This window comes from Rhizobium sp. AN5 (assembly GCF_900215255.1).
GTDB lineage: Bacteria > Pseudomonadota > Alphaproteobacteria > Rhizobiales > Rhizobiaceae > Agrobacterium > Agrobacterium tumefaciens.
Window position 1 is genome coordinate 1,767,716 of record NZ_OCMJ01000004.1, and the last position, 23,607, is coordinate 1,791,322.

28 protein-coding genes and 1 other RNA gene are annotated in these 23,607 nt (G+C 58.9%); 14 read left to right on the forward strand and 15 right to left on the reverse strand.

Annotated elements, in window-relative coordinates; all coding sequences use genetic code 11:
* Window positions 1-76: 76 nt before the first annotated feature.
* Complete coding sequence (locus CRP02_RS21380) at window positions 77-1,363, forward strand: SDR family oxidoreductase (protein WP_179784091.1); 1,287 nt, start codon at window positions 77-79, stop codon at window positions 1,361-1,363.
* Window positions 1,363-1,845: a DUF2269 family protein gene (locus CRP02_RS21385; RefSeq protein ID WP_097172225.1), complete on the forward strand. Its 483-nt coding sequence runs from the start codon at window positions 1,363-1,365 to the stop codon at window positions 1,843-1,845. The genes CRP02_RS21380 and CRP02_RS21385 overlap by 1 nt, the downstream gene beginning before the upstream one ends.
* Before the next feature lie 6 nt (window positions 1,846-1,851).
* Here the strand turns inward: CRP02_RS21385 and CRP02_RS21390 are convergent, their stop codons facing one another.
* Together CRP02_RS21390 and CRP02_RS21395 are read right to left on the reverse strand one after the other, a co-directional pair.
* Window positions 1,852-2,334, reverse strand: coding sequence for an SRPBCC family protein (locus tag CRP02_RS21390; protein WP_097172226.1), 483 nt, complete (start codon window positions 2,332-2,334; stop codon window positions 1,852-1,854).
* On the reverse strand, window positions 2,331-2,690 hold the full coding sequence (locus tag CRP02_RS21395; protein ID WP_179784092.1) for an ArsR/SmtB family transcription factor: 360 nt from the start codon (window positions 2,688-2,690) through the stop codon (window positions 2,331-2,333). The genes CRP02_RS21390 and CRP02_RS21395 overlap by 4 nt, the downstream gene beginning before the upstream one ends.
* A 132-nt stretch (window positions 2,691-2,822) precedes the next feature.
* Between CRP02_RS21395 and CRP02_RS21400 the strand changes: the two genes are divergently transcribed.
* Genes CRP02_RS21400 through CRP02_RS21410 form a run of 3 tightly spaced genes read left to right on the forward strand, consistent with a single transcriptional unit; the run spans window position 2,823 to window position 4,529 of the window.
* Entirely contained in the window at window positions 2,823-3,203 is a 381-nt protein-coding gene (locus CRP02_RS21400) for a hypothetical protein (RefSeq protein WP_080580913.1), read from the forward strand.
* A complete protein-coding gene (locus tag CRP02_RS21405; RefSeq protein WP_003513086.1) occupies window positions 3,187-3,744 on the forward strand; it encodes an RNA polymerase sigma factor in 558 nt (185 codons plus the stop codon). Before CRP02_RS21400 ends, CRP02_RS21405 begins: the two co-directional genes overlap by 17 nt.
* The gene (locus tag CRP02_RS21410; protein ID WP_065662326.1) at window positions 3,741-4,529 is read left to right on the forward strand and encodes an anti-sigma factor family protein; all 789 of its coding nucleotides are present in this window, start codon (window positions 3,741-3,743) and stop codon (window positions 4,527-4,529) included. The genes CRP02_RS21405 and CRP02_RS21410 overlap by 4 nt, the downstream gene beginning before the upstream one ends.
* Window positions 4,530-4,593: 64 nt before the next feature.
* Here CRP02_RS21410 and CRP02_RS21415 read toward each other — a convergent pair whose 3' ends face one another.
* Window positions 4,594-5,187, reverse strand: coding sequence for a LysE family translocator (locus CRP02_RS21415; protein WP_097172228.1), 594 nt, complete (start codon window positions 5,185-5,187; stop codon window positions 4,594-4,596).
* Window positions 5,188-5,349: 162 nt separating this feature from the next.
* Here CRP02_RS21415 and CRP02_RS21420 point away from each other — a divergent pair, with 162 nt between their 5' ends.
* A complete protein-coding gene (locus CRP02_RS21420; protein WP_097100558.1) occupies window positions 5,350-6,195 on the forward strand; it encodes an aldo/keto reductase in 846 nt (281 codons plus the stop codon).
* Between the two features lie 154 nt (window positions 6,196-6,349).
* Here the strand turns inward: CRP02_RS21420 and CRP02_RS21425 are convergent, their stop codons facing one another.
* The 4 genes from CRP02_RS21425 to CRP02_RS21440 all read right to left on the reverse strand — a co-directional run bounded on the left by CRP02_RS21425 (window position 6,350) and on the right by CRP02_RS21440 (window position 9,760).
* On the reverse strand, window positions 6,350-6,880 hold the full coding sequence (locus CRP02_RS21425) for an SRPBCC family protein (RefSeq protein WP_097172229.1): 531 nt from the start codon (window positions 6,878-6,880) through the stop codon (window positions 6,350-6,352).
* The gene (locus CRP02_RS21430; protein ID WP_097172230.1) at window positions 6,873-7,241 is read right to left on the reverse strand and encodes an ArsR/SmtB family transcription factor; all 369 of its coding nucleotides are present in this window, start codon (window positions 7,239-7,241) and stop codon (window positions 6,873-6,875) included. Before CRP02_RS21430 ends, CRP02_RS21425 begins: the two co-directional genes overlap by 8 nt.
* A 133-nt stretch (window positions 7,242-7,374) precedes the next feature.
* On the reverse strand, window positions 7,375-7,947 hold the full coding sequence (gene ilvN / locus CRP02_RS21435) for an acetolactate synthase small subunit (protein WP_003513099.1): 573 nt from the start codon (window positions 7,945-7,947) through the stop codon (window positions 7,375-7,377).
* A 19-nt stretch (window positions 7,948-7,966) separates the two neighbouring features.
* Window positions 7,967-9,760: an acetolactate synthase 3 large subunit gene (locus tag CRP02_RS21440; protein WP_013636474.1), complete on the reverse strand. Its 1,794-nt coding sequence runs from the start codon at window positions 9,758-9,760 to the stop codon at window positions 7,967-7,969.
* A 381-nt stretch (window positions 9,761-10,141) separates the two neighbouring features.
* On the opposite strand from CRP02_RS21440, the gene CRP02_RS21445 reads away from it, so the two are divergent.
* Complete coding sequence (locus tag CRP02_RS21445; protein ID WP_097172231.1) at window positions 10,142-12,148, forward strand: ATP-binding protein; 2,007 nt, start codon at window positions 10,142-10,144, stop codon at window positions 12,146-12,148.
* A 9-nt stretch (window positions 12,149-12,157) separates the two neighbouring features.
* On the opposite strand, the gene miaA is transcribed toward CRP02_RS21445, so the two are convergent.
* A complete protein-coding gene (gene miaA, locus CRP02_RS21450) occupies window positions 12,158-13,054 on the reverse strand; it encodes a tRNA (adenosine(37)-N6)-dimethylallyltransferase MiaA (RefSeq protein ID WP_097172232.1) in 897 nt (298 codons plus the stop codon).
* Here miaA and serB point away from each other — a divergent pair.
* A complete protein-coding gene (serB, locus tag CRP02_RS21455) occupies window positions 13,053-13,943 on the forward strand; it encodes a phosphoserine phosphatase SerB (RefSeq protein ID WP_065659214.1) in 891 nt (296 codons plus the stop codon). The two genes, miaA and serB, sit on opposite strands and share 2 nt — an antisense overlap.
* Window positions 13,940-14,512 carry a GNAT family N-acetyltransferase gene (locus tag CRP02_RS21460; RefSeq protein WP_097172233.1) on the forward strand — a complete coding sequence of 191 codons (573 nt, stop codon included), beginning with the start codon at window positions 13,940-13,942 and terminating at the stop codon, window positions 14,510-14,512. Before serB ends, CRP02_RS21460 begins: the two co-directional genes overlap by 4 nt.
* A gap of 24 nt (window positions 14,513-14,536) precedes the next feature.
* Here CRP02_RS21460 and CRP02_RS21465 read toward each other — a convergent pair whose 3' ends face one another.
* The 7 genes from CRP02_RS21465 to CRP02_RS21495 all read right to left on the reverse strand — a co-directional run bounded on the left by CRP02_RS21465 (window position 14,537) and on the right by CRP02_RS21495 (window position 21,092).
* On the reverse strand, window positions 14,537-15,286 hold the full coding sequence (locus CRP02_RS21465) for an SDR family oxidoreductase (protein ID WP_097172234.1): 750 nt from the start codon (window positions 15,284-15,286) through the stop codon (window positions 14,537-14,539).
* 89 nt (window positions 15,287-15,375) lie between these two features.
* Window positions 15,376-16,920 carry a Do family serine endopeptidase gene (locus tag CRP02_RS21470; protein ID WP_003513113.1) on the reverse strand — a complete coding sequence of 515 codons (1,545 nt, stop codon included), beginning with the start codon at window positions 16,918-16,920 and terminating at the stop codon, window positions 15,376-15,378.
* Window positions 16,921-17,181: 261 nt separating this feature from the next.
* Complete coding sequence (gene hflC, locus CRP02_RS21475; RefSeq protein WP_003513118.1) at window positions 17,182-18,105, reverse strand: protease modulator HflC; 924 nt, start codon at window positions 18,103-18,105, stop codon at window positions 17,182-17,184.
* A 1-nt stretch (window position 18,106) separates the two neighbouring features.
* Entirely contained in the window at window positions 18,107-19,228 is a 1,122-nt protein-coding gene (gene hflK / locus CRP02_RS21480; RefSeq protein WP_003513120.1) for an FtsH protease activity modulator HflK, read from the reverse strand.
* Between the two features lie 143 nt (window positions 19,229-19,371).
* Window positions 19,372-19,899, reverse strand: coding sequence for a dihydrofolate reductase (locus tag CRP02_RS21485; protein WP_019565314.1), 528 nt, complete (start codon window positions 19,897-19,899; stop codon window positions 19,372-19,374).
* Window positions 19,896-20,690 (reverse strand): thymidylate synthase, encoded by a 795-nt coding sequence (locus CRP02_RS21490; protein ID WP_097172235.1) that lies wholly within the window; start codon window positions 20,688-20,690, stop codon window positions 19,896-19,898. Before CRP02_RS21490 ends, CRP02_RS21485 begins: the two co-directional genes overlap by 4 nt.
* A 93-nt stretch (window positions 20,691-20,783) precedes the next feature.
* Window positions 20,784-21,092 carry a DUF2853 family protein gene (locus tag CRP02_RS21495; RefSeq protein ID WP_003513125.1) on the reverse strand — a complete coding sequence of 103 codons (309 nt, stop codon included), beginning with the start codon at window positions 21,090-21,092 and terminating at the stop codon, window positions 20,784-20,786.
* Window positions 21,093-21,233: 141 nt separating this feature from the next.
* Here CRP02_RS21495 and ssrA point away from each other — a divergent pair.
* The 5 genes from ssrA to CRP02_RS21520 all read left to right on the forward strand — a co-directional run bounded on the left by ssrA (window position 21,234) and on the right by CRP02_RS21520 (window position 23,488).
* Window positions 21,234-21,606, forward strand: a transfer-messenger RNA (tmRNA) gene (gene ssrA, locus CRP02_RS21500).
* A 229-nt stretch (window positions 21,607-21,835) separates the two neighbouring features.
* Entirely contained in the window at window positions 21,836-22,348 is a 513-nt protein-coding gene (locus CRP02_RS21505; RefSeq protein ID WP_003513127.1) for an SspB family protein, read from the forward strand.
* 44 nt (window positions 22,349-22,392) lie between these two features.
* Window positions 22,393-22,596 (forward strand): DUF4169 family protein, encoded by a 204-nt coding sequence (locus CRP02_RS21510; protein ID WP_097172236.1) that lies wholly within the window; start codon window positions 22,393-22,395, stop codon window positions 22,594-22,596.
* A gap of 116 nt (window positions 22,597-22,712) precedes the next feature.
* Window positions 22,713-22,922, forward strand: coding sequence for a ribbon-helix-helix domain-containing protein (locus CRP02_RS21515; protein ID WP_003513131.1), 210 nt, complete (start codon window positions 22,713-22,715; stop codon window positions 22,920-22,922).
* A 236-nt stretch (window positions 22,923-23,158) separates the two neighbouring features.
* Window positions 23,159-23,488 (forward strand): hypothetical protein, encoded by a 330-nt coding sequence (locus tag CRP02_RS21520; RefSeq protein WP_097172237.1) that lies wholly within the window; start codon window positions 23,159-23,161, stop codon window positions 23,486-23,488.
* The last annotated feature ends 119 nt before the right edge of the window (window positions 23,489-23,607 follow it).

Genomic DNA, 23,607 nt, shown 5'->3' on the forward strand with positions numbered 1-23,607 from the left:
AAAGATGAATCACACAATCAGAATGCGGCAATAAAACACGGCTGGTTTTTAAACCATGGCGGGTATCATGCCGCCCATGAAGATATTGATTCTGGGCGCGACAGGTTTCATCGGTTCCGAAGTGGCAAGGAGCCTTCACGGCAAAGGTCACACCGTTACTGGATTGGCTCGCACCATTGCGCGCGCCAAAGATAAATGGCCTTTCGCCAGCTGGGTTTCGGCAGATCTTGCCCGCATGACTGGCGCTGCCGACTGGACGGCACTCGTGAGCGACCATGACGCCATCGTCAATTGCGCAGGTGCGCTTCAGGACGGCCTGTCGGATGATCTTGCCGCGACGCAAGAAAAGGCGATGCTGGCGCTCTATCAGGCCGCGGTAAATGCGGGCGGCAAGCTGGTGATCCAGATATCGGCCCGGACTTCCGGAGCCGCTTCCCAACTGCCCTTCCTCGCCACCAAACGCCGAGCCGATGTGGCACTTGCCGCAAGCGGCCTGCGCTTTGTCATTCTCCGCCCCGCACTGGTTGTCGGCCGCAACGCCCATGGCGGCACAGCACTCGTGCGCGCGCTTGCAAGCTTCCCCTTCGCTGTGCCGCTCGTAAACGGCAAGATGCCTGTACAGACCGTCGCAGTCGAAGATGTCGCGTTGGCAGTCAGCGCGGCAATAGATGGCGAAATCCTGTCAGGTAGCGATATCGAGCTGGCAGCAAACGAAACGCTGACATTGCAAGGCGTGGTCGCTGCGCACCGGCAATGGCTCGGCCTCGCCCCCGCTCCCGCGCTAAATCTTCCGGCCGCCTTCATGCGCCCCGTCGCCCTCATGGCGGATATTGCGGGAAAGCTCGGCTGGCGGTCGCCGCTGCGCTCAACCGCCATGACGGTGATGTCGGAAGGTATCGTGACGGAGAACAGCGCGCCAAAAGCGACGACATCGCTCAAGAGCTTGAGGGACACGCTGTCAGCTCACCCTTCCGGCGTGCAGGACCTGTGGTTTGCCAGATCATATCTGCTCAAACCCGTCCTCATTCTCTGCCTGTCGCTGTTCTGGCTATTGTCCGGCCTCGTACCGCTGTTTGATATCGACCGCGCGGCGGCGCATTTCCTGCCCTTCATGCCGAAAGTGCTGGCCGTCACCCTCACACTCGCCACCTGCCTCATCGATATCGCCCTGGGCGTCACCGTCCTGATAAGACCGCTTGCCAGAAAAGCGCTCATCTCCATGCTCTTGGTCACCGCCGCCTATCTGACTGGTGGCAGTCTGCTGGAACCGGGTCTGTGGCTCGATCCGCTCGGCCCCCTCGTCAAGGTCCTGCCCTCAATCGCCCTGACACTTGCCGCCCTTGCCACATTGGATGAACGCTGATGACACCTGAAGAACTTCTGCGGCTCGCCCATGTCATCGGCGCAACCGTGCTGTTCGGTACCGGTGCCGGCATCGCGTTTTTCATGGTGATGGCGCGGCGGACGGCAAACCCGGCGCTGATCGCCCATGTTTCGGGCACGGTCGTCATCGCCGACACCATCTTCACCGCCACGGCGGCAATCATCCAGCCGGTCACCGGTTATTTTCTGGCGCGCATCATCGGCTGGCCGCTAAGCGAAGGCTGGATCGCCCTTTCGCTCTGCCTTTATGTATTCACCGGCATTTTCTGGCTGCCGGTGGTGTGGATCCAGATCAAACTGCGCGACATCGCCCGCGATTGCGTCGCTACGGACGAGGCTCTGCCGCCGCAATGGTTCCGTCTCTACCGCATCTGGTTTGCCTGCGGTTTTCCGGCTTTCTTCGCGGTTCTCGGCATCATCTGGCTGATGCTCACCAAGCCGGACATTCCCCTGTTCGGTTGACGCGCCTCAATTGACCGCATGTCTTTCGACAAGCTGCGCCAATTGCTCGGCAACCGTGTTCCAGCCGTCGAAAAATCCCATCTCCGCGTGCCTGTCGCGATCTTCAGGGTTTCTGTGCATGGCATACGCCACATATTCCATGCCTTCGGGATGGTCGCGAAACGTCATGACGGCGGTGAGGAATGGGCGCGCGGACGGGCGAAAGCCTGAAGTCAGCGCATCGGTGAAGACCAGACGCTCCTCATGATCCACCGCCAGGAAACATCCGCTTATGTGATCGCCAAATGCCTTACCGTCTTCGCTGTAGCGGGTCTCGAAAGCGCCGCCGGGGAAAAGCTCCATTTTCTCGACACGGCATTGGCCGGGATGCGGCACCCACCACTGTTCAAGGCTGTTTTTGTCGACCCAGGCGTTCCAGACGAGCCGGCGCGGCGCCCTTATGATCCTTGAAATCTTCAGATCGAGATCGGGATTGAAAGTGTCGGTCATTTGTCATTCTCCCCTTTTCGTGAGGTTCTGTCCTGTTGCGCCATGACGAACTGTTCAAGCCGATCCGTCCGGCCTTCCCAGATGGCATGCTGTTGCGAAAGCCAGCCCTCGATCATCGAAAGCCGCTGTTTCTCCAGCGAGCAGAACCGCACCCGGCCCTGCTTGCGCGTCACGATCAACCCCGCTCCTTCCAGCTGGCGGATATGTTTCATGAACGACGGCAGGGCCATGGCGAAAGGTTCGGCAAGCGTGCCGACACTCGCATCCCCGCTGCCCAACCGCAAAAGCACGGCCCGTCGTGTTGGATCGGCAAGGGACTGGAAGATATCGTCGAGTGGGCCTGAATAGTTATCCATAAGACTAACTATCACGGCGAAACACTTAGCTCAACGGATAAGTTTAAAATCGTATCGGCGGAGGGAATAAAGCAGTGACCTGCGGTGTCTTTTGATGTGCTGGCGGCAGAAGCCGCCCGAACCAAGGAGGATATGTCCATGAAAATCCGCTTTATCGTTCCCGCCCTCGTTCTGGCATTTGCCGGAACGGCCTATGCGGCACCCGCGGTCGAAACGGTCAAGACCGCCAAAGGCAATGTGCTTGCGGGCGAAAAAGGCATGACGCTCTACACTTTCAAGAACGACAAGAAGGGCGTATCCAATTGTTATGACAAGTGCGCCACCAACTGGCCGCCGTTCTTCGCGGCCACTGGCGACAAGGCCGAAGGCGCCTATTCCGTGGTGACGCGCAAGGACGGCAAGATGCAGTGGGCAAAGGACGGCATGCCGCTCTACTACTGGGCCAAGGACATGAAAAAAGGCGATGCAACCGGCGACGGTATGAACGGTGTATGGGATGCCGCAAAACCATGATGGCATGAATGGCAAGACGCGGGGGAGCCTCTCCCCCGCAGCCGGCTCCTTCGAGGCGGAGATGCTGGCGCTGATACCCATGCTGCGGCGTTATTCCCGCAGCCTTTCCCGCTCCGACGCCGATGGCGAGGACCTTTTGCAGGACTGCGTGGAAAAGGCGCTGACCAATAAGAGGCAATGGCACGGAACGGCTTTGAAATCATGGGCTTACGCGATAATGACGAATCTTTATCGCAACCGCCACCGCGCCGCGAAACGTCACCCGTCCGAAAGTCTCGACGGCCATGAAAGCTTGGCCGTTGCCGACACGCTCGGCGACACGCTGGAAAACGATAGGCTGCACGTCGCGCTCGGGCTGCTTTCGCCCGAGATGCGGGCGGTGCTGATGCTGGTGACGGTGGAAGGCTACAGCTATCAGGAGGCAGCCGAGACATTGTCGATTCCGGTGGGTACCGTCATGTCCAGACTTTCCCGCGCCCGCGAAACCCTGCGCCAGCACCTGGCCGCGGACAATATCATTCCCCTGCGGAGACCACGATGAAAAGGCCCGATGCCATTACCGAAGACGATCTGCACGCTTATGTCGACGGGCTTTTGTCCGACGACGACCGCGCGGCTGTCGAGGCCTGGCTGACCGAAAGGCCGCAGGAGCGGGAGCGTGTGGAAGACTGGAAAAAACAGGCCGAAACCCTGCGAGCCGCATTCGCCGCCTATGCCGCCGAACATCCGCACGACACCGCGATGCTTGCCGAAAGAAAACAGGCACCCGCATGGCGGCTGAAACCGGTTCTTCTGCGAACGGCGGCCGTGTTGCTGATCTTCGCCGCGGGTGCGGCAGCCGGCAGGCTTGTGCCGTCGCCGCTCGCCACGCAGCAGGACGTGGTTCTGGCGTCGTTGACGACTGACATTCCCGCGCAGGCGAAATCGGCCTATCTCATCTATGCAAGCGAGGTGCGCCACCCCGTTGAAGTTGGAGCCGAACAGCAGCAGCACCTTGCAACATGGCTCGGCAAAAGGCTCGGTTATCCCTTCGCCATCCCCGATCTTTCCAAGATCGGATATGATCTCGTCGGCGGGCGCCTGATCCCCGTCAGCGGCAAGCCAGGGGCGATGCTGATGTATCAGGACAAGACCGGCCGTCGGGTAACGGTGCTGGTCGGCCACAACGAGGAAAACCGCACCACCAGCTTCCGCATGGCGAGCGCCGATGGCGTCGAGACCTTTTACTGGATCGACAACGAACTGGGCTATGCGGTTTCTGCCGAACTGACACGCGCCGAGGTGCAGAAGATCGCCGAGGAATGTTACCGCCAGTTCCCTGCGTAGAATAACCTGTACCCCCTTACCCCACATCCATGCGACAGGCACAGGGATGACGAAGGGAGAACCTCTATTTCAACATCGGCCAGAGGCTGACGACGAGAAGGACGGCCATGGTGATGTTGAACCATTTGAGCCGCACGGGAACGGAAAGCCAGTCACGCAGGGCCGAGCCGAAGCCCGCCCAGGTCGAAACGCTGGGAAGATTGACGGCGGCGAAAACCACGCCGACGATCAAAACGGTGACGAGATATTGCCGCTCATCCGTATAGGTCGCCATCGCCGTCACGGCCATTACCCAAGCCTTGGGATTGACCCACTGAAAGGCTGCGGCGGCGAGAAAGCTCATCGGCACTGATGCGGCCGTACCCTCGTTCAGGCTGCGGGACGTGCCGATCTTCCACGCGATCCAGACGAGATAAAGTCCGCCCGCGAATTTCAGCACGGTATAGAGCAAGGGCACGGAGTGCAGCAGCGCGCCCAGCCCAAATCCGACGCCGATCAGCAGCGACAGGAACCCCGCCCCGATGCCCAGCATATGCGGGATCGTGCGGCGGAAACCGAAATTCACGCCGGAGGCAAAAAGCATCATATTGTTCGGGCCGGGCGTGATGGAGGTTGTGAAGGCAAACAGCACCAGCGCAACGAGGGTTTCGACAGTCATGATCTCTCCTGTGAAAAGACACTATCCGCCGAACCACCATCAAACCAGTCCGATCAACCGATAGGCGTAGTCAAATTTTTTGATGGATCGATCCTTTCCATGCCGGGTTTGAGAAGTCGGAACAAAGGGCTATTCTCCGTCAACAACCGCTGGAGCGAACCGATGTATGACGACATTCCTTCCGTCACCCTGCCATCCGGAAAAGAGATACCAGCCCTTGGCCTAGGCACCTGGAACATGGGCGAGATGAGATCATCGGCTCCGCAGGAAGTCGAGAGCATCCGCAAGGCGATCGATCTCGGCATGACGCTGATCGACACCGCCGAAATGTATGCAGACGGCCGATCCGAAGAAGTGGTGGGTACGGCGATTGCCGGCCGGCGCGACGAGGTGTTTCTGGTCAGCAAGGTCTATCCCTGGAACGCCAGCGCCAGAGGCACGATTGAGGCCTGCGAGCGCAGCCTCGCAAGGCTCGGCACCGACCGGCTCGATCTCTATCTACTGCACTGGCGTGGTGATCACCCGCTGGAAGAAACGGTGGCCGCTTTCGAAAAACTGAAAAAGGACGGCAAGATCGGCGACTGGGGCGTCTCGAATTTCGACACCGACGACATGGAGGAGCTTTTCGCGGTTCCCGACGGTAAGAATTGCGCCGCCAATCAGGTGCTCTACAACCTCTCCCGGCGCGGACCGGAATTTTCGCTTCTGCCCTGGTGTCAGTGGCACAGTGTGCCGCTGATGGCCTATTCACCAATCGAACAGGGGCGCATCCTCAACAACCACGAACTCATCCGCATCGCCAAGGCCTATCAGGCTACGCCTGCGCAACTGGCACTGGCCTTTCTTCTGGAAAGAGAAGGCGTTATCGCCATTCCAAAATCCGCCAGCGCCGCACGCGTGGAGGAGAACCGAGGTGCCACCGATCTCGAAATCACCGACGAGGACTGGGCCGCACTGGATGCTGCCTTCCCACCACCGACGCGCAAGACGGCGCTGGAAATGCTGTGACCTAACAAAGCATTAGGAGGTTTTTCGGAATCAGGCACTCAAACAATTGAATCGAAGTGTGAGCCTTGGGGGCTGATGCTCTGGGCTGCACCATTTTAACTCAATAACGGCGCAGAGAACCGCGCCGCCAGTCTCCCAAACATGCCGCACCCAGTTACGGTATGCGGCGCTCATATTCCTCTTTCAGCCCCAGCCAGCTATCCCAGAAAGGTCCCGGTTCCTTTTCCTGAAGACGGGCGGCGAGAATGTCGAGATGCGCATGCCAGCCAGCGCTGACGTTGAGCTTGGTCGTGCGATCCGCAAGCCGGCGGTGAACCAGTGTCAGAAGCACGTCCTTGCCCAGAGCCTGAAGCTCGATCGACACCTCCGCGCTCTCACCCCAGGTGAAGACGAGGCGGTGCGGCGCAACGACGGTGATGATGCGTGAGCTCATCCTGTTCTCTTCGGAAAAACCTTCCGGGCGGCTGCCCGGCGGGTCGGAAAGCTCGTCGTTGCGCCAGACGAGTTCAAATGGTGCGTCGGGCGCAAGCCGCATCTCGCCGGACGCCAGCCACCGGCGGCGAAGTTCGCTCTGTGTCAGATAGGCCCAGACCCGCTCGATTGGTCCCGGCAGGAGCCGTTCTATCTTCAGGGTTGTCGGCTCGACGAGCCGGCCATAGGCGTCAGGCATTGCAATATCAGCCATTGTCATTTCCTCCATCTGCAGGGGATTTTCCCTGGTCATCCTCCCTGAGCATCTGCTCAAGAATATCGAAGCGGCTGTTCCAGAACTGCCGGTAGAAATCCAGCCATTCATGCGCCTCTGCCAACCGTTCCGGTGCGAGGCGGCAGACATGGGTACGCCCCCTCACCTCACGGCGGATAAGCCCGGCGTTTTCCAGCGCCTTGATGTGCTTGGATGCCGCAGCCAGCGATATGTCGAACGGCTCGGCCAGCTGGCTCACCGTTCGCTCGCCACGGGATAGATCGCGCAGCATCGTGCGCCGCGTCGCATCGCCAAGGGCATGAAAGACAGTGTCGAGATGTGGAACAGATAATTCAACCATGTTGTTGAATATAGGTCGCCACACAAAAAAGTCAACCATATGGTTGAATATCAATTCACCGGAGCGCAGCCCATAAAAAAACCCGCGGCGAACCGCGGGCTTGGTATTCCAAGGATATTCGAAAGGCGGAGGATTACATCCCCTGCGAACCGCGATTCATCGCTGCAATACCCGTACGGCAGATCTCGATCAGGCCGAGCGGCTTGATGATGGCCACGAACTGGTCGATCTTGGACGACTTGCCGGTGATCTCGAAGATGAAATGCTCGACTGTCGCGTCCACCACCTTGGCCTGGAACGCATCCGCAAGGCGCAGCGTCTCGGCGCGAGCCTCGCCCGAGCCGGCCACCTTGATCAGCGCTACTTCACGCTCGATCGGCCGTTCCTGCCCGAGTTCGCGGGCGCGAACTGTGAGATCGAGCACCCGGTGCACAGGAACGATGCGTTCCAGCTGCGCCTTGATCTGCTCCAGCACGATCGGTGTGCCGCGCGTCACGATCGTGATGCGCGACAGATGCGCCTCATGCTCGGTTTCCGAAACCGTCAGGCTTTCGATGTTGTAGCCCCGGCCGGAAAACAGGCCGATGACCCGGGCGAGGACGCCAGGCTCATTGCTGACGAGAACCGACAGCGTATGATTTTCGACGGCAGCCGTTTCCTTCTGGATGAAATAGGCGGAGCCGGTGGGTTGTAGGTGTGCGTTCATGTCCTTTTCCTCTCCCGGCTCAGACTAGCTGACGGCCCTTGGCATCGATGGCGTTGGCAACAGCTTCATCCGTCGCCTCATCCGGCAACAGCATCTCGTTATGGGCTTTACCAGATGGGATCATCGGGAAGCAATTGGCGAGATTGGCGACGCGGCAATCGAAGATGACCGGCCTGTTGACCGCAATCATCTCGGCGATCTTGTCGTCCAGTTCCTTCGGATCGTCGCAATACATGCCAACCGCGCCATAGGCTTCCGCCAGTTTGACGAAGTCAGGCATGGCTTCGGTATAGGAGTTGGACAGGCGGTTGCCGTGCAGCAACTGCTGCCACTGCCGCACCATGCCCATGTACTGGTTGTTGAGGATGAAAATCTTCACCGGCAGACCGTACTGGATGGCGCAGGACATTTCCTGAATGCACATCTGGATCGAGGCATCACCGGCAATGTCGATAACCAGCGCTTCCGGATGCGCAACCTGAACGCCGATGGCGGCCGGCAGGCCGTATCCCATTGTGCCGAGACCGCCCGAGGTCATCCAGTGGTTCGGCTCCTCGAAGCCGAAGAACTGCGCCGCCCACATCTGGTGCTGGCCAACTTCGGTGGTGATGAAGGTCTCGCGCCCCTTCGATGCCTCATAAAGACGCTGCAATGCATATTGCGGCATGATGACATCGTTGGAATTCTTGTAGGCAAACGAATTGCGGGCGCGCCAGCGCTCGATCTGCAGCCACCAGTCCGCCGTCTGCGCTTTTTCCGGCTTCTTCGGCAAAGCGCGCCACAGGCGAACCATATCTTCCAGAACATGGCTGACATCGCCAATGATCGGAACGTCGACGCGCACGGTCTTGTTGATCGAGGACGGATCGATATCGACGTGAATCTTCTTGGAATTCGGCGAAAACGCGTTCAGGCGCCCGGTAATACGGTCGTCGAAACGCGCGCCGATGCAGACCAGCACGTCGCAATCATGCATCGTCATATTGGCCTCGTAGGAACCGTGCATGCCCAGCATGCCGAGCCAGTTCTTGCCGGAAGCCGGATAGGCGCCGAGACCCATCAGCGTCGAGGTGATCGGGAAACCGGTCAGCTCTACCAATTCGCGCAGCAGCCGTGTCGCTTCCGGGCCGGAGTTGATGACGCCGCCACCGGTGTAGAAAACCGGCTTCTTTGCCTTAGACATCAATTCGATGGCCGCGTGAATGGCGTTTAGATCGCCCTGAACCTTCGGCTTGTAGCTCTTCTGCTGAATGGCGGCGGAAGGCGGCGTATAGGTGCCGGTGGCGAACTGGATGTCCTTCGGAATATCGACGACGACGGGGCCGGGACGACCGGTCTGTGCGATGCGGAAGGCCTCATGGATGATGCCCGCCAGTTCGTTGACGTCCTTTACCAGCCAGTTGTGCTTGGTGCAGGGGCGTGTAATGCCGACGGTATCGCATTCCTGAAATGCGTCGGAGCCGATCAGCGATGTCGGAACCTGGCCGGAAAGGCAGACGAGCGGAATGGAATCCATCAGCGCATCCTGCAGCGGGGTGACCGCATTGGTGGCGCCGGGACCGGAGGTAACGAGCATGACACCGACCTTGCCGGTGGAGCGGGCATAACCTTCGGCAGCATGGCCGGCACCCTGCTCGTGACGCACGAGAATATGCTGAATGTCTTCCTGCTGGAAAATCTCGTCGTAGATCGGAAGCACGGCACCACCAGGATAACCGAAGATGTGCTCGACGCCGTTGTCCTTCAGCGCCTTCAGAACAATCTCCGCACCTGTCATGCTATTGCTGTTTTCCGTATTATCCTTATCCGTCATTGCCTGTTTCCATCCCGCTTTGGCTTTGGATATCGAGGAGCCCGAGGGCCTGTTTGAAGACATAAAAAAAGGCCCCTAGAGGAGCCTCGTTCAGCGCATGGGTGCTTTCGCCGGATGGTTACACCATCCTGCCCATGCGCCGTCCCACCACGATAAGTACGTTAAGATTTTTCATGGGCCGGAGTGTTAGCCAGAAAAGCGCCAGTCGTCAACGCATATTGCGGAAAAAATCGGCGTCGGCTTCTTTTATTACCCGTAAGGCAACATGGACGAAATTTTCGAACGCAATAGATACACAGGTTGTTAAATATAATCTTTTACAATCAAAGATGCAGATAATGCCCAAACCACCGCGATCATCCGCATGTACCGGGATAAGACGTGAATAGTGACGAGTTTCATAGAGCGTCCCGCATGGACGAAAACGAACGGCGATCCGGCCAGCAGCCGGCTAACCGCATGCTCGGTCGTGTCATCGCCTGTGATGGCGCCCATGCGACAATCGCCGCAGAAACTGAAATCGGCTCAACCGATGTCGCGCAGCTCTGGTCCGTCGGACGCCTGATCTCGATCGAAATGGGAACGAGTCGTGTCGCCGCACTGGTATACGCCATGCGCACGGGCGAAGAACACTGGTCGTCGGACAAGCCGAACCGGCTGCTGATCGACGTGGAACTCGTTGGCGAAGTCTACCGCACCGAAGATGGCAGCGAACGTTTTTCCACCGGCATTTCCCGTTACCCCTACCTGGGCGCGGTCGCGCATCGCATCCGCACGGGAGACCTTTCCAAGATCTATGACAGCGGCAAGCGAGACACATGCGTCATTGGTAAGCTGACGCAGGACGACACGATTGGCGCGGCCATCAACATCCAGCAGATGCTGGCGAAACATTTCGCCGTCGTCGGCTCGACGGGCGTGGGTAAAACCACCGCCGTCTCCCTTCTTCTGAACAAGGCGATCGAGACGGACCCGAAGCTGCGTGTCCTCATTCTCGATCCGCACAATGAATTTGCGGCCGCCTTTCCCGATCATTCTGTCGTCATCGACACCGACACACTCGACCTTCCCTTCTGGCTGATGCGCCTTGAAGAATTCGCGGAAGTGATTTTCCGCGGACGCAAGCCCGTACCGGAAGAGATGGATGTCCTTCGCGACATCATTCCGGAGGCGAAAAAGGCATTTCGCGGCACAGATGGCTCCGCCGTTCGCCGCACGTCCGACAAGAGCGCGATCACGCCCGACACGCCGGTGCCTTACCGCATGGCCGATATTCTCGCCCTCATCGACGAGCGCATCGGGCGGCTGGAAGGGCGCGGCGAAAAGCCGACCCTGCGCTCCCTCAAGGGTCGCATCCTCTCGGCCATCAACGATACGCGCTATAACTTCATGTTCTCCAGCAATACGATCAGCGACACCATTCTGGAAACGGTGGCGCATATCTTCCGTATTCCAGGAGAAGGTAAGCCGATTTCGGTTTTCCAGCTGTCCGGCATCCCCTCGGAAGTGGTGAATTCGGTCGTCTCCGTTCTTTGCCGCATGTCCTTCGAACTCGCGGTGCTGGCGCGCGGCTCGCTGCATATGCTTGTCGTCTGCGAAGAAGCGCACCGTTACGTTCCCGCCGACCCTGAGCGCGGATTTTTCCCGACCCGGCAGGCGATTGCGCAAATCGCCAAGGAAGGCCGCAAATACGGTATTTCGCTTGGCGTCATCAGCCAGCGTCCGAGTGAGCTGGACCAGACCATCCTGTCACAATGCTCGACTGTTTTTGCCATGCGGCTGACGAACGAGATCGACCAGAAGATCATTCTGTCCGCGGTACCGAACGCCTCAACCTCTACCACCAGCTTTCTCTCGTCCATCGGCAATGGTGAGGCAATCGCCTTTGGCGAGGCGGTGGGCGTGCCGATGCGCATGCGCTTCGACCGCGTCTCCACGGCCAAGTTGCCGAAGGCGAACGGCGCAGTCAGCCATACGCCCCACGAAACGCCCGATACCGTCGATCTGAACACCATCGTCAGCCGCATGCGCGCGGCAGCCAAGCCGGTCATCACCGGCTTCCAGCAAAGCGTCGAAGCGGCCTTCTCCGATATGCAGGAACCGATGTCCGCTCCCAGAGAGGCGGACGACGTCGATCGCTGGAAACGCGAACTGGGGACGGCGGCGACAGAGGGATACGAACCTTACCGCCCCGACATGCTGCCCGGACGCACAACACTCGCGCCGCAGTCGCCCGCAACGGCAACGGATACCAGCGCTGTCAACGAATTGCGTAAGGTCGGCTTCCAGATGCAGGCACAGAATGGCCCGCCTCCATCAGAGACACGTCCTTCGCTGCGGGAGAGCCTGATGAAAAAGCCGCTCGGCAGCCTTTACCGCAAGGAATGAGCGCAGCCCTTACGGCTGGATACGTGCCCAGTCCGGCCCCATCTGGTTGCGGAACCAGGTCATCTGCCGCTTGGCATATTGGCGGGTCGCGGCCGCCGATTTTTCGATGACCTCTGCCTCACTCATACCGCCAGCCAGCATATCGGCGATCTGGGAAACGCCGATCGCCTTCATCGCTGTGGCATCAGGCGCAAGGTTCAGGGCGAGAAGAGCTTTGACCTCTTCCACAGCACCACTCTCCATCATGGTTTCGAACCGTCGATTGATGCGGTCGTGCAGCACGGGCCGTTCCGGCAGGACCACGAATTTCTGCGCTCGGTCCGGATTAACAATCATCGGACCACTGGCTTTTTGGAACTCCATGATCGACTTTCCGGTCGCCTCCATGACCTCCAGCGCCCGGACGATCCGCTGGCCGTCCCCCGGCTGAAGCCCCTGCGCCATCAAGGGATCGCACCGCGACAGTTCCGCGTGCAGGACCGTCGACCCCTCTTCGATCAGCCGGGCGCGCAGCCTCTCGCGTATGTCGTCAGGAATGTCGGGCATATCGGACAAGCCGCCCGTCAGTGCCTTGAAATAAAGCCCCGTACCGCCAACGATGACCGGAAAACGCTGCTGCCTACCCAAATCCACAAGCAGGGCGGAAATGTCCCGCAGCCAGTCACCCGTTGAATAGGAACTGCTTGCCGGCACATGGCCGTATAGCAGATGTGGCACGCCTGCCATTTCTTCCTCGGATGGCCGGGCGGTCAGCACCCGCAGCGTGTCATAAACCTGCATGCTGTCGGCATTGATCACGACACCGTTCCGCTCCCGCGCCATACGAAGCGCAAGCGCGGACTTGCCGCTTGCCGTCGGGCCGGTTATCAGGATCGCATCAAAATTCTCATCAAGGTTTTTCATCATGGCTTTCGTTGCCACGCTTATCGCCAATCCGTCAAATCCTGTTCTGACACCGGCCCTCGGCGAAGCGGCCGCCAATGCCGTAAACGCATCTGGTCTCTACTGGCTGGCCGATGGCATCGCCTGCGATATTGCCCTGCCCTCTGGCACCGATGCCGAACAGGCACGTGACGCGATTGCCGGCGTGCTTTCGGGCCAGCCGATCGATATCGTCGTTCAGGAACAGGACAAACGCCGCAAGAAGCTTCTTATCGCCGATATGGATTCGACTATGATCGGCCAGGAATGCATCGACGAGCTGGCCGCCGAAGTGGGATTGAAGGACAAGGTTTCCACGATTACCGCCCGCGCCATGAATGGCGAAATCGCTTTTGAGCCGGCGCTCCGGGAGCGCGTGGCGCTGCTGAAGGGCCTGCCAGTCTCCGTCATCGATGACGTCATCGAAAAGCGCATCACGCTGACATCAGGCGGCAAGGAGCTGATCGCCACCATGAAGGCGAAGGGCTACTATACCGCCCTCGTTTCCGGCGGTTTCACGGTCTTCACCGGCCGGGTGGCGGCGATGCTGGGGTTTGATGAGAACCGCGCCAATCTTCTCGGCGAGGCCGATGGCCAGTTGGATGGCACCGTTGCCGAACCGATCCTCGGCAAACAGGCCAAGGTGGATGCGCTGAACGATATCGCCGCAAAGCTCGGCATCTCGCCGGACGAGGCAATGGCGGTCGGCGATGGCGCCAACGATCTCGGCATGCTGCATCTGGCCGGCGCGGGCGTTGCCCTGCACGCCAAGCCCGCCGTCGCCGCCGAGGCGCAGATGCGCATCGACCATGGCGACCTGACCGCACTCCTTTACATTCAGGGTTACCGCAAGACGGATTTTGTCGTTCCATGATCATCCGCGAAACATCAAGGCTCATTCTGCGCGAGTGGAAGGAGAGCGACCGCAATCTTTTCCGCGAAATCAACGCCGACGAAAAGGTCATGGAATTTTTTCCCTTCCGCCGCAGCCATGCGGAAGCGGATGCGGTTCTCGAAACCATCAATGGCATGATCCGCGGCAGCGGTTACGGCTTCTACGCCATGGAACTGCGCGAAACCGGCGAGGTTATGGGATTTTGCGGCATATCGCCGGTCATGAACCTTGATCCGCCCTTCCCGCTCGGAACCATGGAAATCGGTTGGCGGCTCGCCACCCGCTTCTGGGGTCACGGCTATGTCACCGAGGCCGCGCAATCGCTGCTCGTCATGGCTTTTGACGAAAAGGAAACGCCGGAAATCGTCTCCTTTGCCGTCCATGACAACCAGCGTTCGACGCGGGTGATGGAACGTATCGGCCTCAAGCGTGACCCGTCACGAGACTTCGACCACCCGCGCGTCCCGGAAGACACCCATCCGCATCTGCGCCCGCATGTGACCTATGCGCTGACGCTGAATGAATGGCGGGAACGGCAGGCGCAGTAGCGCCCTCGCCCGCCAGTTCGGCAATTATTTCACCGCCGCATTTCCGCCATCGGCAAACAGGGCCGATCCGGCAACAAAGCTCGACATCGGGCTGGAGAGAAAAAGGGCGGCCTGCGCCAGTTCCTCCGGTTCCGCAATGCGCTTCATCGCATGCAGCCCTGCAGCCCACTCCTTCTGGGCCGCATCTCCCGCCATCGGCGTATCGACTCCGCCGGGAAGCAGCGCATTGGCGCGAATTCCCTTGAAGGCGTAGTCGGCAGTAATGCCCTTCACCATCCCCATCAACGCCGCCTTGGCGGTGCCATAGGCTGCCATGCCGGGTATGCCGGCGCTGGTGCCGACGAAGCTGGAGATGAAGACGACCGAACCGCCTCCCCGCTTCAACATCGCAGGGATCTGGCTGCGCACGCCGAGAAATGCGGAAGTGAGGTTGGCAGTGATCACGTGATCCCATTCCTCGACCGAAATCTCCGCAAGCGGTTTTGTTGCCCCAACGGCACCGGCATTGTTGACGGCGATATCGAGACCGCCAAAGACGGTCATGGCCGCATCCGTCAGACGGGCATGGGTTTCCGCAACTGTGACGTCACCCACGACGGGGTGAACGCGACCGCCGGCCTGGCGAATGGCGGAAGCCACGTCCTCCAGTGCCGCTGCGCCACGCGCATTGATAATGACGGCCGCGCCCTGTTCGGCAAACAGCCTTGCCGTCGCCCGGCCGATGCCGGAAGACGCGCCAGTGATGATCGCAACCTTGTTTTCTAATAATTTCATATCCTTGGCCTCCTTTGGCGGAGACCGAGGAATAGAGAGCAAGCCGAACCACAACCACCCGATTCCTGAGGAACCGGGCGAAAGAAGCCTTACTCCAGCGGCAGCGCCACGACGCGCAGATTGCCCTGTGCATCGGCAACCATCATATGCGCATTCTTGCGACCCTCGGATTTCAGGCCGTTGACACGAACAAGCACGTCGCCCGGAACCTCCATGAAGTCCTGTCCGACCTCGACGATGACATCACCCGCCTTCATGCCCTTCTGTTCGGCCGGCGACCCCTGATCGACGCTGGCGACAAGCACGCCTTCGACGCTTTCGGCAATGCCCTTCTCCGTCCGCAACTCGTTGCTCAGCACTACGAGGTTCATGCCAAGCACGCGCTGCGGCGCTTCGCGCACCTCCGGCGTCTGGTCCTGCGCCTGATCGTCGGAACCGCCCTTGTCATCAGGCACGACCATGCCACCGTCACCGTCCTCGGCCTGCGGATCGTCGGTTGCGGCCTTTTCATCGGGCGCATCCTGCAACTGGCCAAGCTTTACCTTGACGGTCTCTTCCTTGCCGTCACGGAAGACCACGACATCGACTTCCTTGCCGACCGGGCTTTCCGCCACGATCCTCAGGAGGTCACGCATCTCGTGAATATCCTTGCCGTCGAATTTCAGAACGATGTCGCCGGCCTGGATCGGGCCGTTTTCCACCGGGCCACCCTTGGCCACGCCGGAAATCAAGGCACCCTTTGCCGCTTCCATGCCAAGGCTTGCGGCCACGTCGTCGGTAACCGGCTGGACGCGCACGCCGAGCCAGCCACGGCGGGTTTCGCCGAACTGGATGAGCTGCTCGACGATATTCTGGGCGAGTTCCGTCGGAACCGCGAAACCGATGCCGATCGAACCGCCGCTCGGCGAAATGATCGCCGTATTGATGCCGATCACCTCACCCTTCATGTTGAAGAGAGGACCGCCGGAATTACCCTTGTTGATTGCCGCATCCGTCTGGATGAAGTTGTCATAGGGACCGGCATTGATATTGCGCCCGCGCGCGGAAACGACGCCGACAGTCAGCGATCCACCGAGGCCGAAGGGATTGCCAACGGCCATCACCCAGTCACCGATGCGCATGCTGCGCGAATCGCCGAACTTGACTGCCTTCAGCGGAGCCTTCGGCTCAACCTTCAAAACGGAAAGATCGGTCTTGGTATCAGTGCCGACCAGCGTTGCCTTCAGCTTCGAACCATTCGGAAAAATCACCTCGATGGCGTCTGCGCCCTCGATGACGTGATTGTTGGTGACGATGTAGCCAGCCGGATCGATAACGAAGCCGGATCCCAGCGAACTGACCTTGTCGCCGCCTTCCGGTTTCTGGTTGTCGAAATAATCCTTGAAGAACTCCTGGAAAGGCGAACCTTCCGGCAGTTTCGGCGGCACAGGCCCTTTGCCCTCGGTCTTGACGTTCTGCGACGTCGAAATATTCACCACCGCATCAAGAAGCGGTGCGGCAAGATCGGCGACCGATGCCGGCCCATGGCTCTGCGCCCATGCCGCAACCGGTGCCGAAAGGCTACCCGCCACAAGTGCGAAGCCCGCGACTGCGGCAATGCTGCTGCGAAAAGGCGAAAGAAGGGTCACGGCCATAAGCGTCCTCGCGTTTCAAATCGTCATGCCCTGCATATATCGTCAAAGCATAAGGCGGAATGATGAAGTGTAAAAATACCTTTTCGTGAACAGCACCGGCTGCCTTGCTCACTGCCTACAGCATCGGCGCGAAAACGGATATCCCTTTCCGGGCGCGAGACAGCAGGATTTTGCCCCTTTCCGCTTTACTGCCACCCAGCCATTCACTCAAAAAGAAAGGGCCGGTCAAAACCGGCCCCTCCAAAATTATTCGATCCGTTATCAATTTGCCGGCGGTGCGGCAGGTGCGGCCGGAGCCGTGGATGGAGCACCGTTGATGTCGTTGAAATAACGGAAGAAGGTCGAGTCCGGAGACAGGACCAGCGTAGTGCCGGTTCCAGACAGCGCGCTGGAATAGGCCGCCATGGAACGATAGAACTCGAAGAAGCTCGGGTCGCGCTGGAAAGCTTCGCCGAAGACCCGGTTACGCTCCGCATCGCCTTCACCGCGCAGGACTTCGGACTGACGCTGGGCATCGGATTCGAATTCCACGACCTGACGGTCGGCAATAGCGCGACGACGCTGTGCCGCCTCGTTACCGCGGGCACGGATCAGCTCGGCTTCTGCCAGACGTTCCGACTTCATACGCTCGAAGGTCTGCTGCGAGACTTCCTGCGTGAGATCGGTGCGGCGGATGCGGACATCCACGATGCTGACGCCAAGCGATTCCGCATCGGGACGCAGATCGTCACGTACTTCCTGCATCATCGATGCACGCGCATCCGAAAGCGCCGATTCGAAGCCGCGAAGACCGTAGACCCGGCGCAACGATGCGTCGAGACGGGTGCGAAGACGCGATTCCGCCGACATCTGGTCGCCGGAGACCGTCTGCCGGAAGCGGCGGGCATCCGTGATGCGATAGACCACAAAGGCATCAACCTCGTAGAACTTGCCGCCGGAAACCTGAACACGGATGTTGTCGTGATCGAAGCGCAGCGCCCGGTTCTCGATATATTGCACCCGATCGGCATCCATGAAGGCGAAGGGCAGCTTGAAATAGAGGCCCGGCGCCGTTTTCACGTCCTGGATCTGACCGAAGCGCACAACGATGGCCTGCTGGCGCTCGGTGACGACGAAGATCGACGAATAGGCCAGGAAAAGCACGGCGGCGAGACCGACGAGAACGGCCGTAAGACGGTTGCTCATATCAGTTGCCTCCCTGCTGTGCCGCGCCCGGATTGCCGCGCATGATCTCGTTCAGAGGCAGATAAGGCACCACACCCTGTTTTTCGTCGATGATGACCTTGTTGGAACCCTTGAGGACCTGTTCCATCGTTTCCAGGAACATGCGCTGGCGGGTCACGTCAGGTGCCGTGCGATATTGATCGTAGATTGAGATGAAGCGCTGTGCCTCACCCTCTGCCTCGTTGACGACACGAGACTTGTAGGCGTTCGCCTCTTCGATGATCTGCGCTGCCTGACCACGTGCGGCACCCAGCTTCTGGTTGGCGTACTGGTTGGCTTCCTGCACGAAGCGGTCCTCGTCCTGTTCGGCACGCTGCACTTCGTCGAAGGCGTCGGCAACTTCGCGCGGCGGCGCCGCGTCTTCGATGGCGACAGCATTGATGGAGATGCCGGCCCCGTATCCGTCCATGGTGGACTGGATGATGGTGCGTACATCCGCCGCGATCGCCTGACGGTTATCACGGAAAATGTCCTGTGCGGGACGACGGCCGACGATTTCGCGCATTGCGCTTTCGGAAACCTGCTGCAAGGTCTCAGCCGGGCTGTCGACGTTGAAGAGGTAGGATTTCGGATCCGAAACCGTATAGAGCACCGAGAACTGCACGTTGACGATATTCTGGTCGCCGGTCAGCATAACGCCGTTCGCCGAGGAAGACGAAGCGCGCGAACCGATATTCTGCTGCTGTTCGGTCACCTTGACGATTTCAACCGTCTCGATCGGCCATAGATGGAAATGCAGGCCAGGCATCGAAATCTCGTCCTTCGGACGCCCGAAACGCAGCTCAACGCCGCGCTCGTCCGGCTGGACGGTGTAGATGGACTGAATGCCGAGGAAAACCAGAACGACGAGAGCGACGATCGCAATCGCGCCGCCATTGAACCCGCCCGGCAGGACATTCTTGAAGCGGTCCTGGCTGCGCCGGATGATCTCTTCCAGATCGGGCGGGCCGCCATTGCCGCCGCCACCGCCGCGAGGCCGGTTAGGTCCCTGCCCCCATGGGCCGCCACCGCCGCCCTGGTTGTTTCCGCCACCACCGCCGCCGCCCCAAGGGCCGCCGCCGCCATTCTGATTGCTCCAGGGCATCAATACCTCTTTATAAAAGCCTCTCCCGATCCCGTTCGAAAGCGATTGCTCGCGTGCGGCGGGAATATGGACCCGTTATAAGAAGGAGAAGCGTGCGTTTCAACGCAGAGGTGGTAACTAAATACCCAATCAGGGTAAATAGTTCACTTTGACGCGGCTCTGCGCAAATAAGTGGTGAACAGAACCGGATAATTGTCCTTTTCCCCGGCGGGAACGGCATTTTCCTCGATTTTTTCAAAGACGGCGGGATCGATTTCCGGAAAAAAAGTGTCGCCATCAAGCTTTACGGCCACATGGGTGACGGAAAGTTGATCGGCAAACGGCATGGCCTGACGGTAGATTTCCCCGCCACCGGCCACGAAAACCTCGTCCACACCCAGTTCCGCAGCCTTGCTTTTGCCAAGCGCGAGGGCGTCTTCAAGCGACGACACGACATCCACGCCATCGGGCCTGTAATCGGCATTGCGGCTGACGATGATGTGCGGCCGGCCCGGCAAGGGACGCTCGCCCACCGAGAGAAATGTCTTCCTGCCCATGATGAGCGGTTTGCCCATCGTCATCGCCTTGAAGCGCTTGAGGTCAGTGGAAAGCTTCCAAGGCATATCGAGATCGCGGCCGATAACGCCGTTTTCCGACACCGCGACGATGATGGTGATGCGCGGCTCGCTCATACCGCGATCGGTGCCTTGATGGTTGAATCCGCCTCGTAGTTTTCCAGCGTAAAGTCTTCGAACTTAAAGGAGAAGAGGTCTCGCACATCCGGGTTGAGGCGCATCGTCGGCAGGGCCTTGGGGGTCCGCGTCATCTGCAATTTCGCCTGCTCGAAATGGTTGGCGTAGATATGCGCGTCACCAAGCGTATGGACGAAATCGCCGGGCTTCAGCCCCGTGACCTGCGCCACCATCAGCGTCAGAAGTGCGTAGGAAGCAATATTGAAGGGCACGCCGAGGAAAATATCGGCCGAGCGCTGGTAAAGCTGGCAGGACAGCTTTCCATCCGAAACATAGAACTGGAACAGGCAATGGCAGGGCGGCAGCGCCATCTCGTCCACCAGCGCCGGGTTCCAGGCCGAAACGATGTGGCGGCGGGAATTGGGATTGGTTTTCAGCGCCTCGATCAAAAGTGCTATCTGGTCGATGTGGCGGCCGTCGGGCGCCGGCCAGGAGCGCCACTGTGCTCCGTAAACCGGACCCAGATCACCATTCTCATCGGCCCATTCGTCCCATATGGAAACGCCGTTTTCCTTGAGATAGGCGATATTGGTGTCGCCCTTCAGGAACCACAGGAGTTCATGGATGATCGAGCGCAGATGCAGCTTCTTGGTGGTGAGAACCGGAAAACCTTGCGCAAGGTCGAAACGCATCTGGTAACCGAAGACCGAGCGCGTACCCGTACCGGTGCGATCTCCGCGGTCGGAGCCGGTGTCCATCACATGCCGGAGAAGATCGAGATATTGTTTCATGTGTTCTGCCGCCGATTCCCTGATATCAAGGGAATATAATAGCACAGGGCGACAGAACCAATCACCAGCGAGTCGCTTATCCCCGCGAAAAAATCAGAGCGACTGGAGTTTGCCCAGTTCCTTGGCCACCAGATAATAAAAGGTCACACGCGACTTGGAGCGGTCTGCGGCCATGGCCTTGGCGGTTGCATCGATCGCCTTATCGGCGCTGTCATCGGTTACGCCGAGTTTCTTGCCGCACCAGTTCGCCTTTACACGTGCAAGCTCTTCCGGATCGGAAGCGGACACCAGCGATGAATCCCGGTTGCGCAAGGCAATGCCGAGATGTTTGACGATCTTGCCGACAATCGCTTCGTCGGCTGCTGCGTCGTATTTCTTCACATCTGCGAGATAGTCAGTCATGTCCACTCCTTCGTGTGTCCCCGGCCCGGTGTTGCTTGTGGTGACCGGTTGTAGGGAGAATGTGTCAGCAATCCCTCGTCGTCAAGAATTGTCTAAATTGTGGGCGGCAAACACGAAATCTTTTCATGGAATTGTCATCGGCCCCTTTTCTCGGCCGAGGGAAACGCCTATATGAACCTTGCCGGGGCAACCCGGCTATGGCGATAAACGGTCGGTGTAATAAACCTATTGGACCCGGGGGCGGTACCCGGCGCCTCCACCAAAAACCGGCGGCTTTTCAAGATGAAGGCCGGCTTTTGATGGGGGCGAAATAGGATCGACAAGGGCGTAAAGATCGAACTTTTGCTCGGCATGATACCGCCGTTATCGGGTCACAAGTGTAGTTGCAAATGACAACAACGCTAAGGAATACGCTCTCGCTGCCTAATGGCGGTGCGGGAATTCCGCTCTAAAGTCCTCACGGTTAGCCCCGTGAGGCGGGGTTCGGAGGTACCTGGCAACAGAAACCTCCACCTTCTCCATTTTGCCTGAATTGGTTATATGATAGCTGACTTGCAAACAGCATCGGCTTTTCCGTTGCTGCCGTTCAGGACATTGCGTATACTTGGGTAATGCGTAGCCGCCAGGATCGAAATTGATCCCGGCTTGCGGATTACGCAAAGATTCAAAGTGTTACAGCGTCCTAGGCGCACTTGGTGCGCAGCGCTTTAAAAGACGTTCGAATAAGGGAAAGACAGGACCGCATGGGGCAGGATCATATCCGTTACGACATTCTCGCACAGGATGCCCTTCGCGGCGTTATTCGCAAAGTTTTGGGTGAAGTGGCCGCAACCGGCCGCCTGCCCGGCGACCACCATTTCTTCATAACATTTCTGACCGGCGCGCCGGGTGTGCGGATTTCGCAGCACCTCAAGTCCAAATATGCCGAGCAGATGACCATCGTCATCCAGCATCAGTTCTGGGACCTGAAGGTGACGGAGATCGGCTTTGAAATCGGTCTGTCCTTCTCGGATACGCCGGAAAAGCTGGTTGTTCCCTATAACGCCATCAGAGGTTTCTACGATCCTTCCGTCAATTTCGAGCTTGAGTTCGATGTGCCCCTGGCAGACGAGGAAGAGCTGGAAGAGGCAGAAATCACCGCCTATCCCGTTTCCCATGAGGCAAAGCCGGCTACAACGTCCGAGACGCCCAAGTCCGGCGAGGAAAAGAAGGAAGGCTCCGTCGTTTCTCTGGATGCCTTCCGCAAGAAGCAATAACGGCTTTTTGCACGACCGCGCGAAGCTCAAGGAGACATATCCGCATGGCCGCCGATATCGTCAATCTGCGTCAGTTCCAGAAGCAGAAAGCCCGTAGCGAAAAAGAAAAACAGGCGGATCAGAACCGCCTGTCCTTCGGTCGCACCAAGGCGGAAAAAAACCTCACATCGGCCCTTAACGAAAAAGCCGAAAAGGCGCTCGATCAGGGGCGGCTTGAAAAGGACGATGACAGGACCGATAGGGATTGAAGAGCCGGCCTGCCCGGGAAAGCTTTCGGAAGACCGGAAAAAACACCGCTAAACAGAGGCTTGCAGGCGCGACATGATTCAGATTCCCAACCGGACCAGCCGGAGAGATTGATCTGATGATCCGCAAGCACTCCACGACATTGCACGGCCACCGCACCAGCATTTCGCTCGAGGATGCCTTCTGGGACGAGCTGAAAATCATCGCCGAAAAGCGCAAGATCAGTTTCGCTGCCCTGCTTGCGGAAATAGACGACAACCGGCCAGCCGACAGCAATCTGTCCTCATCCCTTCGGGTCCATGTGCTGAATTGGCTGAAGAGCAGGTGAGCTTTCTGCAAGGTGGCATCGAAAGATGATACTGCAGCGGCGCGCATATGCGCCGGCTCCTATCCAGCCATTCTCCGACTACAAACATTCTTGCCGAAAACTCATAATGTCGTGAAAGCATTCATTAAACATTAGCGCGCTAATTTGTACTGCAAGGCGCTTCAGTACTGCGTAGCCTTGCTTCCAGATTTGTATTTCAAGCTTTTCCTTTCCATCCGCACGCCACGAGGCGACCCATGGTTTCCGCCGTTTCGGGAACGAGCATCGCTGTTTCCGTCCTCTCCCCTTCATCCACCTCGTCTTCAAGCGTTGCCGAACTGGAATCGCAGATTGCCGAAAAGCAGTCAGAACTCGCCCAGACCTCCGAAGCGAAAGCGCAGGAAGAATTGAAGAGTACTATCGCTTCGCTGCAAGCGCAGCTCGAGGCACTCGAAAATAGCGCCGACAAATCGGCTTCCTCAAGCAACACCGCGGATAAGCCCAGCCTGTCGGGGGAAAGCAGCAGGATCGGCACCAAGAATTTTGATGCCGACACGCCCTTCGGCGAGCGTGAAGCCTGGATTTAACAGGCTAACGGATAATTTTGGCAAAGCGGTCGAGGCGGCAGCTGTCCGGACCGCGTCAAAATTCGCCCCGAGACACGGTCTCCAACCTCTCTCCAAAACGCGCCGTCGTCGCAGCAAAC